Raw genomic sequence first — 17,996 nt, 5'->3', positions numbered from 1 at the left:
GACTGCTATTTTTTTACTGACAGAAGAATGAACCGCTTCTATAAAAAACTGTCAGTAGAATACTATTTAAAATTAAAAAATCTTGTTGATAAAAAATCAACCAGTGAGGGAAAAAGACTGCGAAGTTTGGCAGCTGTGGATAAAGTCCACGGTAAATTTAGTTCTCTTTTTCTTTTCCCGAGGTTATTCACAATTTTGTCAGCAACTTTAGCGGCAGAAATAGCACTTTTCCCCACTTTATTAAGATAATCTCCATTATCCTTATGAAATTTTGTCCGAACTGGACCAGTATTCACAGTAGTCACAATCAATTGTGGATTTTCCATGCGTAGGGCATCCGAAAAAGTAATTAATGCTGCTTTACTGGCAGCATAAATACTTGATTTTCTTGTCGGTAATTTCCCAGCAATAGAAGCAATGTTAATCAGCTGAAGTCTTGGTTTTAACTGTCTTGTCAGCTGAATGGGCATCAATGTATTAATAACAAATTGCTCAGTAATCTCAGAGTCTGTCAGTTCAGTAAAATCTTTAAAAATACCAAAGCCAGCATTATTAATTAAAATATCCACATCATAAGATTGCTCAGCAGTTAAAAGTTCATCATTGGTCAGTAAAGTGACATTTGCTAACTGCCCATACAATTTCTCTAAAGCCGTACGACTTCGTGATACCAAAATCAAATGGTCATTTGTCTTAGATAATAAGCTGACAATTTCTTTTGCAATATCACCAGTTGCACCTGTAATTACAATATTTTTAACCAATTTTTTCCTCGTATAAATCTTTGGCCACAAAGGTATTCGCGTGAACATCTTGCGCTTCACGAACCAATTGCCCTACCAAAGGACCAACATAACGTGCACTAATATGGGTCAATAACAAACGATTGACGCCTGCTTCCTTAGCAACATCAGCCGCTTGCTTAGTCGTTGAATGCCCATGAGCTCTGGCCATTTTACTCTCAGCGGCCTCATAAGTTGCCTCATGCACCAGTAAATCTGCTTGCCAAGCCAAACGCACCGCTGTGTTTGTTTTTCGCGTGTCTCCTAAAATCGTCACGATTTTCCCTACTTTATCAGCTCCGATATAGTCCTTAGGGTCAAAGGTTTTTCCGTCATAGTCGACGACTTCTCCTTTTTTAATTTTACCAAAAAGAGGTCCAAAAGGAAGTCCAGCTTCTTTTAAAGCATTGGCATCAAGTTCACCTACCCGATTTTTCTCTACTACGCGATAACCCAAGCAGAAAATGGTATGGTCAAGCAAATCCGTATAAACTTCAAAAGAATCATCTTCAAAGATTTTTCCTGCTGAATCAATCTCATGAAAATTAATCCGATAACCTAAATGTGAACCTGAAATTCTAAGCCCCGCTAAAACAAACTCTTTAATCCCTACAGGACCATAGAGGTCCAAATCAGTCTGCTCATCTGAGCTTTGAAAACTTCGGCTAGACAAAAAACCAGGGAGACCAAAAATATGGTCGCCATGCAAATGAGTAATAAAAATCTTTGTAATTTTTCGAGGTTTAATTGCTGTATTTAAAATTTGATGTTGACTAGCTTCACCACAATCAAAAAGCCAAATTTCATTACGTTCATCAAGCATTTTTAAAGCAATCGCTTGAGTATTTCTTGATTTCGAGGGCTGACCTGCCCCAGTTCCTAAAAATTGGATTTCCATTGACCCTCCATAACATAAGCTTTAGAATCATTAGCTTTTACCATTATTTTCTCTAAACTTTGAGAAATATTTTTCAAAAATAAGAAAAAATTGTGAGCCATCCCCACAATCTTTTCTTCAATAAATTTAGTGACCCGTGCTGGGCTCGAACCAGCGACCCTTTGATTAAAAGTCAAATGCTCTACCAACTGAGCTAACGAGTCATACTTAAGGCGTCATTTTCACAACGAAATATATTATAACACAGACTTCCGCAAATTTCTAGTCTCAACTGTAATTTTTCTATTTTTTTATTCAAATTCTTGTCTACTAGGCCTTTTCCCCTGATTTCTAACTAATAAAATTATTATTTTCAAACAAAAAATAAAGCCTGACCACATGTAAATTTGAATTCTTTGGTTGACTCACGAATATTCAAACTACTTAAAAAGCTTGTTTAGCCTTATCTCTCCCCTTCTTTCTATAGAAATAATAGACTTAAATACTTCAGATTTCTCTATTTATATTCTCAATCGTGTTTTTTTCCATAATCCTATAACTTTTTCTTCAAGAGCATTGACAAAAAATATTAGATTTCGTACAATTAAAGTAATCTAATTAGTACAGAATAAACCTTTTAATAAAAGGATACTATTTTCAAATCATTTACATTAACTCTTTTTGACTTAACATAAAAAGTAACATTTCACAAGAATTCATACTTTTTATTGCGGGTTAAGTATTCAACATAATACTTAAGTTGAAATTATTTTTAGAAAGCTCACCATGACTCTATTCGATAGAATAAAAGGCCTTGCTGATAAGCAAGGAAAAAATATAAAAACAGTTGCTCTTGATATTGGATTAAGTGAAAACGCAATTTATGGATGGAAGAAAACAAAACCTAAAGCTGATGACTTGGCAAAAGTAGCCGATTATTTTCATGTTACTGTTGATTTTTTATTAGGACGTGAAGGATTAGAAATTATAAACGAACCAATTGATCTAGCACAATTAGTTGATGACAGCAAAGTGGATTGGGATAAATGGGTGTCATTCGAAGGAAAACCTCTAAGTGACGATGTAAAGATAGCTATGAAGCTTATTCTCGGAAAACGTTTGGAAGATAAGTAAGGAAATAAACTATATCAGGAAGGGTTTTAAACTACTTTCAGCACCCCCTTTTGGACTTTCTCATGAATTAAATCATCTTCAAAGCAGTCATTTCTCTCTTCGGAAAATATTTGAAAGAATAAAGGAAACTACAAATATTTGAAGCTCTTCATGAATGCAACGTAAGCTCCTTTTGAATTAGCTTATACCATTTATAAACAAGATGAAATAAACTCTAACCTCAGTAAACTATGATGCATGACTCTATTCTTAATTATATTAGTGTAATTGATAGTGTAAATATTTATCAATTTTATCTTCTCACCATTTAGGCCTTTATTTTTATGATACGAAAGTAAAAGAATTTATGAAATTATTAGAAGCAACATAAAAGAACCCCTACGAGCAAACCTTGATACTCGTTAAAAGCTAGGTAGGAGAAAATTTATGAAAAAAATTTCAATTGCCCTCGGAGTGCTTTTGTCATTAGGCGTAAGCGGAATAATTTCCGAAACTAGCGCTTCTGCAGCATCTACTGTACCTGTTTATCGACTCTATAATAAAAATACTGGAGAGCATTTTTATACTAAAAGTGCTTTTGAAAAAAATAGCCTGAAAAATTCTGGCTGGAACGATGAAGGAACTGGTTGGATAGCTGCAACATCAGGAACTCCAGTTTATCGAGTTTACAATCCAAATTCAGTGGGCGGAGATCACTACTATACTATGAGTAAATATGAAGCTCAAAGTTTAGTCAAGAGCGGATGGCGTTGGGATAATGGCGGAAATGCCGCATTCTACTCTGGTGGAAATGTCAATCTCTATGTTGCCTATAATCCAAATGCAGGTTCTGGTTCACACAACTATACAACTAATTCATTTGAACAAAACAGTTTACTTAATGGAGGATGGAAATTTGGAGCAGTAGCTTGGAAAGTTCAAGCTGGTGGAAGTACTGTAACTCCTCCTGTAGGAAGAACTGTTTATGTAGCTGGTAAAGATTCGAAAGTCTATTGGTATAGTCTTACTGCCCTAATTGATTATGGTAATAAACACGGTCATCCAGTTAATCAATCTGAGATTTTTACCATGACTGAAAGTCAAGCTATTTCTTCTGGTCGTCGTCACTCATTAACAGAAAAATAATCCAAACTTATACTATTTCAAGTCATTTGGCACAAAAACAAGAAAACCGCTCAACAGAGCGGTTTATTTGTATGATTAAATGCGTCCGGAGGGAATCGAACCCCCATTGCAAGAATCGGAATCTCGCGTGATATCCATTACACTACGGACGCTATAACCCCTTTATTCTACCTAATTTCAAAAAAAATTGCAAGAAGAAACTCAGCAAAATAAAAAAAGCTATCTCTTGATAACTTTCTTTTTTCTTTTTATTTTCCTGCTTTTATTGCTGATAAAATCTGGGTTCGCAAGCTTTCTGCTCCTTCAGCTCCACTAGGAAGGAAGATGGTTGAGTTTCCACCCGCAGCAAATTGGTTCAAAGTATCCAAATATTGGTTGGTCAGCAAAATCGCCATAATTTGTTCTTCATCAAGTGCCACACCAAGTTTTTTGATTTCAGTAATTTGTTGAGCCAAACCATCAACAATTGCTTTACGTTGTTCAGCAATCCCAACACCATGCAAGCGATCTTTCTCAGCTTCAGCTTCGGCTGCCGTCACAACTTGTATTTTATTAGCATTAGCCAACATTTGACTAGCATCTTGCTTACGTTGAGCCGCATTGATTTCGTTCATAGATTGCTTAACTTCAGCATCTGGTTCAACTTTAGTAATCAAAGTTTTAACAATAATGTATCCGTAAGTTTGCATTTCTTCAGCAACCGTTTTTTGAACTTCAAGAGCGATTTCATCTTTTTTCTCAAAGACATCATCCAAAGTCAACTTTGGCACAGCTGACCGAAGGGCATCTTCGATATAGGCTTTGATTTGTTCACCTGGGTTCATCAATTTGTAGTAAGCATCTTTAATTGATTGTTCGTTTACTCGATACTGTGTAGCAATGTTCATCGTAACAAAGACGTTATCTGCAGTTTTTGTTTCAACAGTCATCTCTGTTTGCAAAAGGCGTAATTGAATTCGCGCAGCAATTCGGTCAATTCCCCATGGTAGTTTTAAATGAAAACCTGGGCTTGCAGTAAATTGATATTTACCAAAACGCTCAACAATAGCAACCGTTTGTTGCTTCACGACGAAGACAATTGTACTTAAACTAAAGATAAGAATTAGTAAAACAATTGCCAAAATAACGAGTGGAAAAATAATAATATCCATGAAAAGTTCCTCCTTGTAGCCTCTCATCAGTCGCTGATCAATCTGTCAGTAAAATTAAATAATTAGTTTTTTTAATGATAATGCCTTTATCAGTAACCGTTTTCAAATAGTCTATCACTTATTGGAGAGAATTGCAATTTTTTAGGCAGCTAATTCATCAATGATTAAAAGCCTTTTGTAATATAAACCAAATGTTTTCGTCCATCTCGTCCATAGCACAAAGGACTTAAAAAGCCAATTTCCTGTGCTTGTTCCAATAAATCCTCAATATTATAACCTGATAAACGGATATATTCTTCATTTTCCGCTTGCTCGGTCAAGGCTGTCACGTCCTTAACTTTCTCAAATTCACTTTGGAATTGAGCAGGTTTCATCTGCAATTTTCCATCTTCTTCAATCAATAGATAGTGTGGAAAAATTTGCGCAATTTCAAACATCAATTCAGCTGTAATTTTTACTGGAAACTCACTAAAGATAAGCGCTTCTTCCTCTTCATTTTTATAAGAAAAACCAAATGATTTGCCTGAAAGGTTGAGTCGAATAAAACGGAAATGTTCAGAACCCACTTTTCCTTCAAGTTGAAAATCTGGGTTTTCTTCAAAAATATCAAAGGCCTTAGAAAGCTCAAAGAAATAGTCTGTCGCATCCTTGGGCGAGCGTTTTTGATAAAGTTCAGCAAAATAAGCATTCAATACCGATGCTGGCGGAGTAACCAAAAGTCGTTTATCGGCGACATCAGTTAAAGTGGCTAATCTATTTTCTAAAAAAATTTGATCTTGAGCCATGAATCCACCATATTTCATTCCCAAATCTATCCATTTTTTATCATTCATCTTCTCTCTCCTTTTTTGCTAAAAATATTACTGACAAGCTTCTAATCTTTTTGTCAGCAAAATAAGTTGACTGATTTAAAGTCTGTCAGTCAGATATAATGTCCTTTTTCAATCATTTTCATTATAACATTTTTACGAAAATGAGTCAGTTCAAAAATTGAGTCACTTTCTCAAAAACTGAATCAGGGTATGTTTCTGAAAAGACATCCTCAAATTCGACTTCCATTCGATTTCTGAACCAAGTCAATTGCCTTTTAGCATAACGTCTGGAATTACGCTTGACTAATTCAACTGCTTCTTCTAAACTAATCTCGCCAGAAAAGTAAGGGAAAAATTCTTTATAACCAATTCCTTTTGCTGCTTGAGCATCGGGTGCCTTTTCAAATAGACTTCTTGCCTCAGCCAAAAGCCCTTCGCTCATCATTTGCTCTACCCGCTGATTGATTCTTTCATAGAGCACTTTTCGCTCTGCATTCAAGCCAATTAATAAAAAATTATAATCAGAACCACTATTTTCGTCAGTTGAACCAAAAGTTTGCAACTCCAAAAAGCGAATCGCTCGTCTGCGATTCAATTCAGGAAAATTTGGATTTAATTTAAGAACTTTTTCAAAGAGCTCTTCGTCAGTTAAAGCCGATAATGTTTCTCGAAGTTCCATCATTGCTTGATGATTTTCTTGACCTCCCAGATGGTAACCTTCTATCAGTGACTGAATATAGAGTCCTGTCCCACCAACAATAATCGGGACATTCCCACGTTCAATAATCTCCTCAATCAATCGATTGGCTTCCATCACAAAATCATGAACCGAAAAATTCTCTGTCCATTTTCGAACATCAATCAAATGATGAACTGCTAAGGCTTGTTCAGCTTTTGTTACTTTCGCTGTCCCAATATCTAATCCCTGATACACTTGTTGTGAATCACCAGAAATAATTTCACCATTCATTTTTATAGCTAAATCAATGCCTAGTGCCGTTTTACCCACCGCAGTTGGTCCAACAACAACCAAAACTTTATTATTTTTCATTTATATCTTTAACTCACTCTCACGATTTCCAATCTCTATTATTTCAGAAATAATCGGCAAATTCAAGCTTTGACCAGAAAAAAAGTTACTGACCATTCTGTCAGTAACTTTATATTATATTTTGCAGTTTCTTAAGCTGCAAACACTTTTTGGTAAATTTTCTTTCCACGTGACATCAAAGATTTTCGATAATCTTCCCGCCCAACAATCAGTGTCATTTTACTAAAAATGTAGCATGATAGGAGAGTAACAGCAAAGTTAGGAAGAGACAAGAAAGTCAATAAGGAAACGCTCAGAACAACTACGTCAACTAAGAATAATACTTTATCGATTTTAAAATCCCATTGTTCTTCTAAAATTCGACTAAGTAGGATAGAGCCGCCAAAAGTCCCTTCAGAAATGATGACTAGACCGGCACCGATGCCTGATAAAATTCCATCAAAAATCCCGGCAAAAATAACATGTGAGAATTGAAAACCAGTAACACCCAATGCTTCATAAATCATTAACCAAAGACTCATCGCAAGAGCTCCGGGAATACTTAAAAGTAAAATTCTACGTGGAAGCAGACGTCCCCCGAAAATAAAGAGGGGTACATTTACCAAAAAGAAAGTCAAGGCTGGGTTGATGCCGAAAACAAAATCCATAAGTACAGAGAAACCAGCGACACCATTACTTGCTAAACGGTTGGGGATGACGAATAATTGAACAGATAATACATAAAGGCCGACACCTATAATCAGGATGAGTAAGTCCCTCATAAACTTCTGATCAATTTTTACACCTATAATTGTCATATTTCTTACCTTCTTTCTTTTTCATTTATTTATTACAACTGATACTAATATATCACATGTGCCTAATCTTAACCTTAACCGGTTAATATTAAAAAATCTTTCATTTTTAGAAGTGATTCGATAGCGTTTTCACATTTTTTGATTTATAATGATAATATAATGATTTTTAAATAAAAATTAAAGGAGACCCGCAAATGAAAAATAAATTTATCCAAGGTTATCTCATTGGAAAATCAGTCGAAATTCTTGTCGCTGGAACTGCCCTCTTGATTGCCAAGAAAAAAGGATATCTTCCCTCAGCTGACAAGGCTGAATTCATCGCTCAAAAACGAAAAGAAGCCGCTCGAAAACGACTTGCACGCTAAAATTTTTACTGACAAAAATAAAAACTTACTGACAGAATCGTCAGTAAGTTTTTTAATTTGTTGCAGGAGCTTCTGTTTCATCTACTTGCTCTAAACGCTCATGAATTTCCAAATTACGTACATCTGAAAGAACCAAGGGAACCGTTTCAACTGTTACTTCCGAGAATTGAAGTCCAAACCAACGAATTGGTGAGGCAGTAATTCTCTTAATTTGTGCTTTCGTTTGAAGAACAAAACGTTCAAAACCTGGCATTTGTCGTGCATTCATTAATTTTTCTTCAACAACGACAAAGCGGAAATCACCAACTTTACGTCCTGGAGTGATACTGTAGTGTTGATGTTGTCGAGGCAAGCGACCTGATTCCATCAAATCCGTCACAATAGTTCGTAGATAGCGCGGAACTTCTTGACGCATACGGAATCCAAGATAAAGATTCACTCGAACAATAAAATCAGTATCCATCATATCAACTTTGTACTCAGAAGTATAAGGTTCGTCAGTAACTTTCACATTAACAAACCAATAGCATTCCGCACGTTTTGGCCGTTTGTCTAAGATGGAATACAAGATAGAACGGTCAATCCATTCATGATCCATTTTACTCGTCAGATAAACCACATTCGTTTGATATAAGTCATAAGATTCATCATGACGCAAAGCATTCAATTGATTCTTATATTCATTAATATTCAATGATTTAATGTATTTCATAACAATCTTATGTGACTTATTCCAGATAAACATCACAAAGATAATTGCCAAAGCAATCAGTACAACAATATATGCTCCATTGATAAATTGTACCAAGGAAGCCGCAAAGAACGAGCCTTCAATACAAAAGAGACCAATGGAAATAAAAGCAATCGCAATTTTTGGCGTCCCTTTTTGAATTAAGAAATAAGTCAAAAGGGTCGTTGTCATCAACATAGTGATGGTAATCGCCAAACTATAAGCGGCTTCCATATGTTCTGAAGTTTTAAAATACAAAACAAAGAAGGAAGTCGTTACCCAAAGTGCAAAGTTAACTGCTGGGATATAAAGTTGTCCCAAAGTTTGCCCTGGATAATAAATTTTAAACAAAGGTAAAAGTTTCAAACGAATCGCTTCAGAGACCAAAGTAAAGGAACCTGAAATCAGTGCTTGAGAGGCGATAATCGCGGCTAGCGTTGACAAGATAACAACATAAATGACCATATTATCAGGTAAAACGGCAAAGAAAGGATTAAGTTTTTCAATATGTTCACCACGGTGAGCTAAAAGCCAAGCCCCTTGTCCACAATAAGATAGGATAATACAAATCTTAACAAATGGCCAGCTGACATAAATATTTCCGCGACCTACATGTCCTAAGTCAGAATAGAGTGCTTCTGCCCCAGTTGTTACCAAGAAAATTGAACCCAAGATAAAGAAACCAGCCTTATTTTCCGGACTAAATAATAAATGAATCGCATAATAAGGATTAATCGCCTTAAGAATTGATAAGTCAAGAAATGAGTTGATTAGCCCACTCACGCCCAAAAAACCAAACCAGATAAACATAATTGGTCCAAATAAGCGACCGACCAAACTTGCCCCAAATCTCTGAATTAAAAAGAGAAAAGCAAGAATAATTAAGGTCGTTACCATGACCGTTGTTTGATTAGAGTAAACATGAGTTACCCCTCTTAAACCTTCAATCGCAGAGGTGACAGTTACAGCAGGGGTCAATGCCCCATCTGCTAGTAATGTCGCTCCACCAATCATTGCTGGCACAATCAGCCATTTTCTCATTCGTCTAACAAGCGTAAACAGTGAAAAAATACCGCCTTCATGATGATTATCAGCCTTCAATGCAATCAAAACATACTTAACTGTTGTGATTAGCGTTAAAGTCCAAATGACAAGAGAAACAGCCCCTAAAATAAAACTTTCAGAAAGATTTGCTAATCCTCCCTGTCCTCGAACAATAGCCTGCATGGCATAAAGAGGACTTGTTCCAATATCACCATAAACAATTCCTAATGCAATCAGGAATCCCGCAGAGGTCGCTTTGTTAAACGACCGATTATGTAAGTGTACTTGACCCACTTTTATAACTCCTCAACTTTCTTCAGCGAAAATAGTCAAATAAATAAAACGAAGCTTAGCTCGTTTTTTAATAGCTATATTATAGCAGATTATCCCCAGTTTATTCAAAAAAAACTGTGAGAAATTACATTTATTTATTTCTCGCAGCTTTATATAAAATACGTTATTCTTCTAAAACACTACTATATCAATCAAATCCAAGCTTTTTGCATATTTATTTTGACAGATTTTCCACTTCATTTTCCTTAGAAATTCGCTCGTGAATTTCCAAATTTCTGACGTCTGAAAGAACTAAAGGAACCGTTTCAACTGTAACTTCTGAGAAATGGAGTCCAAACCAACGCGCCGGCGAAGCCGTAATTTTCTTTATTTGCTCCTTTGTTTGAAGGACGAACCTTTCAAAAGCGGGCATTTGTCTCGCATTAATCAACTTTTCTTCTAAGAGAATGAACCGGAAATCGCCAACCTTCCGTCCGGGAATGATACTGTAAGGTTGATGCTGTTGTGGTAAACGCCCTGATTCCATCAAATTAGTCACGATTGTGCGCAAATAACGTGGAATTTCTTGACGCATGTGAAAACCGAGATAGAGATTGACACAAACGATAAAATCAGTCCCTAACATATCCACTTCATACTCAGAAGTATAAGGCTCATCTGTGACATTAACCTTCACAAACCAGTATACTTCGGCTTTCTTAGGTCGTTTATCTAAAATTGAATACAAGATTGAACGGTCAATCCATTCTTTATCCATTTTGGCTGTCAAATAAACAACATTTGTATGATAAAGATCATAGGATTCGTCTTTTCGCAGCTTATTCATTTGTTCTTTGTAATCATTAAGATTAGAAGATTTGAGGTATTTATAGAAAAGTTGGTCAGATTTGTGCCAAATTGCCATAACGAATAATATGAGGGCAGCTAAAATCACAACCACATAACCACCGTGCAGGAACTTTACAGCAGAGGCTGCAAAAAATAATCCTTCTATGAAGATAAAAGCACCGAAAAAGAGAACAACGAATACCTTTTTGACTTTTTGATGTTGTGCTAAATAAACCGTTAATAAAATTGTTGTCATTAACATGGTGACCGTAATCGCTAAGCCATAAGCGGCCTCCATGTGGGCAGAACTTTGGAAGTAGACAACAATAAAACTTGCCGCGAGCCATAAGCCCAGATTTACCGCTGGAATATACAATTGGCCAAAGGTTTCCCCCGGATAATTAATTCTCAATCTTGGGAGTAGTTTAAGGCGAATGGCTTCAGAAACCAATGTAAATGAACCAGAGATTAAAGCTTGGGAAGCAATAATTGCTGCCAAAGTCGCTAGAACCACAGAAAAAATAATCAGGCTTTGAGGTAAAACTGCAAAAAATGGATTAATATCACCTAATGATTTTCCGCGATTTTGTAAAAGCCAGGCCGCCTGTCCACAATATGATAATATAATACAAACTTTAACAAATGGCCAGCTAACATGAATATTTCCTCGGCCCACGTGACCCAAGTCAGAATATAGAGCCTCTGCCCCTGTCGTCGCTAGAAAGACTGAACCAAGGACAAAAATTCCTGCTTTATTTTCTGGACTTAAGAGTAAATGAATGGCCCAGTAAGGATTGATTGCTTGAAGGACTGAAAAATCGCCAAAGAGATTAATCAAGCCTGTAATCCCAAGAAAACTAAACCAAATAAACATCACTGGTCCGAAAACTTTACCAACGATCGAAGTTCCAAAACGTTGAATCAAAAACAGAATTGCCAAAATCGCCAAAGTTATAATGACAATTGGCAATTGTTGCTGACCAAAAGCTTCATGAAAAGCTGGGATAGACCTCAATCCCTCAATTGCCGAAGTAACTGTAACAGCTGGTGTTAAAGCACCATCAGAAAGCAAGGCAGCTCCACCAATCATCGCTGGGATAATTAACCATTTTGCATATTTACGAACAAGAGTAAATAGGGAAAAAATCCCACCTTCATGATTGTTATCCGCTTTTAAAGCAATCCAAACATATTTGACCGTTGTAATCAAAGTCAAGGTCCAAATAATCAATGACAAAGCCCCGATAATTGAGGTCTCCGAAATTCGTTCAAGCCCTCCTTGACCTTGGACAATGGATTCCATTGTGTAAAGAGGACTTGTCCCAATGTCACCATAGACAATTCCCATTGCGATAATGAAACCTGCGCCTGTCGCCTTATTAAATGAGCGATTATGTTGATAACCCATTTTAGCTCCCTCAACTTTCTCTAGTTGCAATCATTTTTTTCAAAATAAGCTAAGCACATTTTGATTATCTAATAATATAACATTTTATCCATTTTTTGTTAAAAAATGGTCCAAAAAATACCACTAATCTTTAAAAGAAAAAAAGCTAGAAAACTCTAGCTTTTTTTGATTTTAAACTAAGGTTATCATTATAAAAAAGTATCAGTAATTTTCTATTATATAAAATAACATTTATTTTTATGTCATATCATTCATTGCCATAATTTTATCTTATAAGTTTTATTCATCAATCTTGGAATATATTAATGCCAAATCAGCTATTGAGTCAAATAATATCGGATTATTTTTATATTGCTCAATTACTTCTTTAATCATTTCCCCCAATTCAAAAATTAAATCTGGAATTTTTGGTAAGAAAATAACAATACCTTCTTTGACACAAAATTCCTTCAACTTTTCGAGTTGGTCATTATTAATCTCTCTTGAATAAAATTTTTTTATATCAGCCTCGCAAAAATAGAAATATATTATTTCCCCTGATTTTAATTTATAACGAGTTGTATTAGCATCTTCTTGACCTTCTTTTAAATTGTTTGGAATAACAATGAAAGTATCCACATCAGATTCAGTGGGTTCCAAGTATTTTCCAACTAAATCAGGTCTGTCTTGAAAATCTTGCTGGTTGTAAAGTTGACCGTCACACTTAGCAAATATCATTCTTTCTAATAAACTTTTAGAATTTATTTTAATAATATCCTCTTGACTAAAATGTTCAAAAAGTTTGTTAGAGCTATTCTGCCAAGTCTTTAGATTCGATTTACTATCAATAAAAACATACTGTGGATGTTGAAAAAAACCTCTAACTTTTGGATGTTTAAGAAAATTCATCAGACGCCGTATTCTTAATATGAATGGATATCTTTGAGAAATAAACCCAAAATTCAATCCTGAAGTTTTTAAAATTGTATCAATTTCCTCTACAATTAAATAAATCTGAGGTAAAAATAGACGGTAAATCTGATATTCACCTTCAAACTTTTCATCAGGTAACTCTGCTAACATATTCAAAGAGCTAATACTATCAGCTAGATTACAAGCAAAGCAATTATGCACACTCTCCCCGTTAATTTCCATATCAGCAAGCTCACACGTAATCGCTTGACATCCATCCTCTGAATCATAATATAAAGACTGAATTGCTTCAATAATTTCTTCTTTTAAGTTCTCCATCAGTCCATTGCCTTAACTTTCTCCTCAATAAACAAAATTTCTTTTTCATCAAGTTTATATTTTGCATAAAGTTGTTGGTCAATTTCGGGGAGGGATTTTGTCCAGTCGATGTCGGAATCGGGGGCAAAATTTTGTAGGGGAACATATTTCCATTTATCTCGTGGATTATCTTGGGTAACTTTAAGCACACCTAACATTGCTCGTGCAAATTTTGATTTGACATATTTCAAAACATTTTCTGACTCAGCTTCTGTATCAAAAGTACCAATAGAAATAAATGTTTCAGTAAAAGCAACAAGCGGAGGAATTGCAAGAGGTTTACCTATCATCGCTGATGCTCTATCTTCCAATAACCCTGTCCCATTAGCCTTAGGTAAAATAACTTTAAATTTACCATAATCAGGTGTATGTGTAATATATCTTGTATCCACCCAAAAATTTTCTCGATTTCTATTCATTAACCCAATCACTTTACTATATTCTTTACCATCATTAGGTTTGTCTTTGAAGAAAATTATATTTTGTAGTTTGCTGAAAACTCCTGTTCCAACATCATTTTTATGCCCTTTTGATTGTAGGATTTCAATTTCAGGATGTTCAATATGCGCTATATTCGTCAATTTATAAACTCCACGCCCTGAAATAATACTGTCTAGTGTGTTAATAGTTTTTCTTTCTACTTTCTTGATAATTGAATTAAGTTCATAAAAGTTTGTCATAATTCCTATTGGTTCAAATTTTTTATTTTTATCCCAATACGTAACTGCGACTGACCCAAAATTTGTATTTGGAAAAATATTGTAGCTTGCATTTTCAAAATGAACTATTTTAAAATGTTCATCATTAAGCATTTTATTATTCCAAGACTCTGGAGTTGCACCTGCATTAAACAAGAATCTACCTGGTGTAATTAAAACTGCTTTGTTAGCAATTTCATAGGCTGTATCCATAAATTTATGGTAAATAGGTGGTGCTTGTGTACTGTCACCGATTGATTCTTCCTGATAAGGCGGATTTCCAATCACTACATCAAATTTCACGTTTTTAAATACCTCCTCTACTTTTTCTTTACCTTTTTGTGGGCTTTCTTTTATAGTATCCACGAATCCATCAATATATTGCACATTCATCTCAAAATCTTTATAACCAGAGAGCGTGCGTTCGGTAATAGTTTTTGCCATCGGAGTTTTAGCTATAGCAAAAATATTTTCTTTCAAGATTTTCTTGTAGACTTCATCAGCTTCAAATTTACTGTCATTATTTTCTTCTAGTTTTTTATAGTACAAACTCATTGCTGCATGGAGTGGATAAAGTCCCGTCTTTGTATTAATTTCAAGAATTTTTGTAGCTTCAGTATAAATTTGCTGACTATCTGCTTGTTCTACCCAATGTAAACTGCTAACAGCACCATCAGTCGTACTGACAAAGTTATCATCATAAAAATTCAAACCTCCAATGGTTTTTGTCAGCTGTAAATTGACCACGCGCCACGGTGTCAATACCGTTTCTTTATCGGGGTTCTTGAAAGTTCCAAACAACTCTGCAATTTTTTCCGCACGTTCGACAAAATCTAATTGGTCATAAGATTTTGCACGTTGACGAATAATCCGCCCTGCCTCAATAAAAACTTCCGCATCATAATATTGTACGATTTGTTTAAACATTAGCTTGGTAAACCCTTTAGGCATGAATTCTTTCCATGATTCATTATCAACTTGTTTTACAAAATCTTGGATTGAAATATCCTGTGCTAAATCCAACTTCATCCCATAAATCATCATCGGAATACGAATTGACACCCCGCGTAAGATAGAAATCATGGTTTTACGTTGGTCTTTGGCTTTTTTGATTTTCTCTAAAATTTCTTTTTCTTCTGGAGTTTGTTGTTTCTTCTTTCTCTTGCCTGCTTTTTGTCCTCTATCGTATTCTTCATCGGTCAAACCATTGTTGGAAATCACAATTTGACTTTCTTTAACTTTAGTCGTTTTCCCAACAATCTTATTCAAATCTTTGAATAATTCTGTATCTCCTTCGGTTAAAGTCAAAAGATTATCATTATATAAGCTATCATCTTCAAACCCTGAACGCACCGCTTTTTCCGCATATACTTTTTTAAGCTGGGTAAGCATTTTATCCACATTGAAGGATTTCATACCGTTTTCAGTTTGTCCCAAAATTGGCATGAAGTTCAATAAACGAGTCAGCATATCTTTTTGTTCTTGTGTATTTTTCTTGCCCACCCCAGAATTAACTTGTGCGGATTCTGCCATCACAGATAGTGCACGGTCTGGAGCAAAGTCAAAGATATAACAATTTTTCTTCATACCTAGCTTTTCATGAGAAAATGGTGTTTGTGCACGAAAGGCCGCTTGAAGATAGTTCATTGCACTATTTGTATTGGACAGGAATAAAACGGCAGTCCATTCAGGAATATTGACCCCAGTCGTGAGTTTACGAACCGTTAATGTGATAGTTTTAGTTTCGCTTGGCTCTCCAATGGCCTGGCGGACTTTGTTCAAATCTCCTGCTGTTGCAACTTCGTTATTGTCGAACTTATCATCTTTAACAACATTGATGATTTTATATTCTTGGCCAAAAATTTGGTGTGCACTAAGTAATTTTTCAAAAGCATTTGCTTCTTTTACACCGGGCATAAGCCACAAAGTATGACGGAGTTCATTGCGATATTGTTCAGTTGAAAATGGATAATCAGTATTACTATCTTGATTCGTAATATTATCTAAAAAAGCATTGACATCTGTTTTATGAACGAGCTCACCATTCTCATCCACACGGAAAAATTCACGAAAATTAAAGGCTTTTGATTCATCTGTAAAGCGCTCTTTATGTTTCATCTCAAATGTGAACATATTGACTTTGGGCAAGGTCTCATAAGGATTTCGTTCCGTTGGATGTTCATACTCCCAAGCAGTTTTAGCACGTTGCTCCATCGTATAATCCCATGTATAGACCGAGCTTTCATCATACTGGTCTTGAATATTGAATGGTGTACCACTAAGTGCTAAGATTTTTGTTTCTGGCTTTTCAAGAGATTTCAAAACATTATCTGCAAGTTCGGTCTGTGTGCCTTCATGTGCCTCATCAATGACAATCAAATCCCAGTCTACATCAGAAAACTCAGTCAGATTTGCTTTCCCTCCATCATACCGAAGTTTTTGAATTGAAACAAAGTAAATAAAAGGTGTATCACCTAATTTCAGATTTTCAAGACGTTCACCTCTGGTTTCAGAGCCGAAACGATAATTTTCTTCTGACATTTTCATTTTGCCAAAATCTTCAAACCATGAATCGGATACGACTGGTCGGTGAGTCATAATCAAGACTTTGGAATATTTTTCTTCTTTGATAAGTTGCAAAGAAGTCAAAGTTTTACCAAAACGCATTTTGGCATTCCAGAGCATTTTTTTATTTTTCTTGAAATTTCGTTTTGTCTGCTCTACTGCTGATTTTTGTTCAGGTCGAAGTATGATTTCATACGATGGAGCTTTTTCTGAAATAGTTTGGAGAGCTGAATGCCCTTCTTTTACAGCTTTTATTGCATTCTTAGCTGTTTCTAAGTCCGTTTTAAACCACTCTGACCCATCCAAATGCTTCGGTTTTTTAACACCCGAACGTTTCAAAACTTCATGAACATCATGGTCATGAAACCAGGATTTTGTAGATTTCTTCCAAGCAAGTTCAACCCATTCCAAAACAAACTTTAATCCTGCTGTTTTCATATATTGGTTGATTCGTTTTGCTCCTACCGTACGTAAAAATTCACTATTAGGAGACCAATCAACTTCAAAATCATCATCTGGAGCAGTAGCCTCTCCAATTTTTTGTGTTCCCTCATAGGCTTGGAACATTCCACTTTCATTATTCACAGTTTGGACGTAAATTAGTTTGCGTTCGGCTGTTTGATAAAGTTTTTCAGCCTCTGGCTCAAGAAATTCTAGATAAGCTGTTTTGATATCAGGATCAACATATTTATGGATAAACCATACCAAGATGGTGAAAACTTGATGAAGTGCCTTAATCGCGTTTTCCTTCGTTGCATCTGCTGAATTTATTTCATGAGCAGCGCTATTACCAATTCCTTTTATGGCGTAAAAAGCATCAATAACATCATTTTCTTTGACAATTTTTTTAAGTTCACGCAAAGCATCATTAAAAGTTGTGCGATTTGGTAAATTTATGTATTCTTTTTCTAAAATTAATTTAGTAATACTTTCGGCAATTTTACGTGTCTTAGTTAAAGTCCCTTCAAAGTCACCTTGAACATAGTTTTTTTCAGCAAAATTTGCTGTTTCAAATAAAAAAGCCGTATCCCTTTCAATCATCAAAAAATCAAAATTCTTTGACATT

General features: G+C 35.3%; 13 protein-coding genes and 2 tRNA genes. 3 read left to right on the top strand and 12 right to left on the bottom strand.

What is annotated here, in order from left to right:
• Positions 1–62: 62 nt before the first annotated feature.
• The 3 genes from KW2_RS02940 to KW2_RS02930 form a co-directional block, all read right to left on the bottom strand.
• On the bottom strand, positions 63–764 hold the full coding sequence (locus tag KW2_RS02940) for an SDR family NAD(P)-dependent oxidoreductase (protein WP_021036839.1): 702 nt from the start codon (positions 762–764) through the stop codon (positions 63–65).
• Positions 757–1,680 (bottom strand): ribonuclease Z, encoded by a 924-nt coding sequence (rnz, locus tag KW2_RS02935; protein ID WP_011834620.1) that lies wholly within the window; start codon positions 1,678–1,680, stop codon positions 757–759. The genes KW2_RS02940 and rnz overlap by 8 nt, the downstream gene beginning before the upstream one ends.
• Positions 1,681–1,810: 130 nt before the next feature.
• Positions 1,811–1,883, bottom strand: a tRNA-Lys gene (locus KW2_RS02930).
• Between the two features lie 562 nt (positions 1,884–2,445).
• On the opposite strand from KW2_RS02930, the gene KW2_RS02925 reads away from it, so the two are divergent.
• Both KW2_RS02925 and KW2_RS02920 read left to right on the top strand, forming a co-directional pair.
• Complete coding sequence (locus KW2_RS02925) at positions 2,446–2,793, top strand: XRE family transcriptional regulator (RefSeq protein ID WP_011834619.1); 348 nt, start codon at positions 2,446–2,448, stop codon at positions 2,791–2,793.
• 426 nt (positions 2,794–3,219) lie between these two features.
• Positions 3,220–3,918, top strand: coding sequence for a hypothetical protein (locus KW2_RS02920; protein ID WP_021036838.1), 699 nt, complete (start codon positions 3,220–3,222; stop codon positions 3,916–3,918).
• 80 nt (positions 3,919–3,998) lie between these two features.
• Here the strand turns inward: KW2_RS02920 and KW2_RS02915 are convergent.
• The 5 genes from KW2_RS02915 to KW2_RS02895 all read right to left on the bottom strand — a co-directional run bounded on the left by KW2_RS02915 (position 3,999) and on the right by KW2_RS02895 (position 7,729).
• Positions 3,999–4,070, bottom strand: a tRNA-Arg gene (locus KW2_RS02915).
• A 96-nt stretch (positions 4,071–4,166) separates the two neighbouring features.
• Positions 4,167–5,069 (bottom strand): SPFH domain-containing protein, encoded by a 903-nt coding sequence (locus KW2_RS02910; RefSeq protein WP_011675768.1) that lies wholly within the window; start codon positions 5,067–5,069, stop codon positions 4,167–4,169.
• 164 nt (positions 5,070–5,233) lie between these two features.
• Entirely contained in the window at positions 5,234–5,902 is a 669-nt protein-coding gene (locus KW2_RS02905; protein ID WP_021036837.1) for a hypothetical protein, read from the bottom strand.
• Between the two features lie 145 nt (positions 5,903–6,047).
• Positions 6,048–6,932 (bottom strand): tRNA (adenosine(37)-N6)-dimethylallyltransferase MiaA, encoded by an 885-nt coding sequence (gene miaA / locus KW2_RS02900; protein ID WP_021036836.1) that lies wholly within the window; start codon positions 6,930–6,932, stop codon positions 6,048–6,050.
• A 131-nt stretch (positions 6,933–7,063) separates the two neighbouring features.
• Positions 7,064–7,729: a YitT family protein gene (locus KW2_RS02895; protein WP_011675765.1), complete on the bottom strand. Its 666-nt coding sequence runs from the start codon at positions 7,727–7,729 to the stop codon at positions 7,064–7,066.
• 194 nt (positions 7,730–7,923) lie between these two features.
• Here KW2_RS02895 and KW2_RS11840 point away from each other — a divergent pair, with 194 nt between their 5' ends.
• Complete coding sequence (locus tag KW2_RS11840; protein WP_011675764.1) at positions 7,924–8,094, top strand: DUF3042 family protein; 171 nt, start codon at positions 7,924–7,926, stop codon at positions 8,092–8,094.
• A 52-nt stretch (positions 8,095–8,146) separates the two neighbouring features.
• Here the strand turns inward: KW2_RS11840 and KW2_RS02890 are convergent, their stop codons facing one another.
• The 4 genes from KW2_RS02890 to KW2_RS02875 all read right to left on the bottom strand — a co-directional run bounded on the left by KW2_RS02890 (position 8,147) and on the right by KW2_RS02875 (position 17,995).
• Positions 8,147–10,162, bottom strand: coding sequence for a KUP/HAK/KT family potassium transporter (locus tag KW2_RS02890; protein ID WP_011834607.1), 2,016 nt, complete (start codon positions 10,160–10,162; stop codon positions 8,147–8,149).
• A gap of 214 nt (positions 10,163–10,376) precedes the next feature.
• A complete protein-coding gene (locus KW2_RS02885) occupies positions 10,377–12,398 on the bottom strand; it encodes a KUP/HAK/KT family potassium transporter (RefSeq protein ID WP_021036835.1) in 2,022 nt (673 codons plus the stop codon).
• 279 nt (positions 12,399–12,677) lie between these two features.
• A complete protein-coding gene (locus KW2_RS02880) occupies positions 12,678–13,628 on the bottom strand; it encodes a hypothetical protein (protein ID WP_021036834.1) in 951 nt (316 codons plus the stop codon).
• Positions 13,628–17,995, bottom strand: a complete 4,368-nt coding sequence (locus KW2_RS02875; RefSeq protein ID WP_021036833.1) for an Eco57I restriction-modification methylase domain-containing protein — start codon at positions 17,993–17,995, stop codon at positions 13,628–13,630. Before KW2_RS02875 ends, KW2_RS02880 begins: the two co-directional genes overlap by 1 nt.
• Position 17,996 lies beyond the last annotated feature (1 nt).

It is taken from the genome of Lactococcus cremoris subsp. cremoris KW2, assembly GCF_000468955.1.
Classification (GTDB): Bacteria; Bacillota; Bacilli; order Lactobacillales; family Streptococcaceae; genus Lactococcus; species Lactococcus cremoris.
The sequence above is the reverse complement of the archived record's forward strand: the minus strand, read 5'-3'. Positions and strand labels throughout refer to the sequence as shown.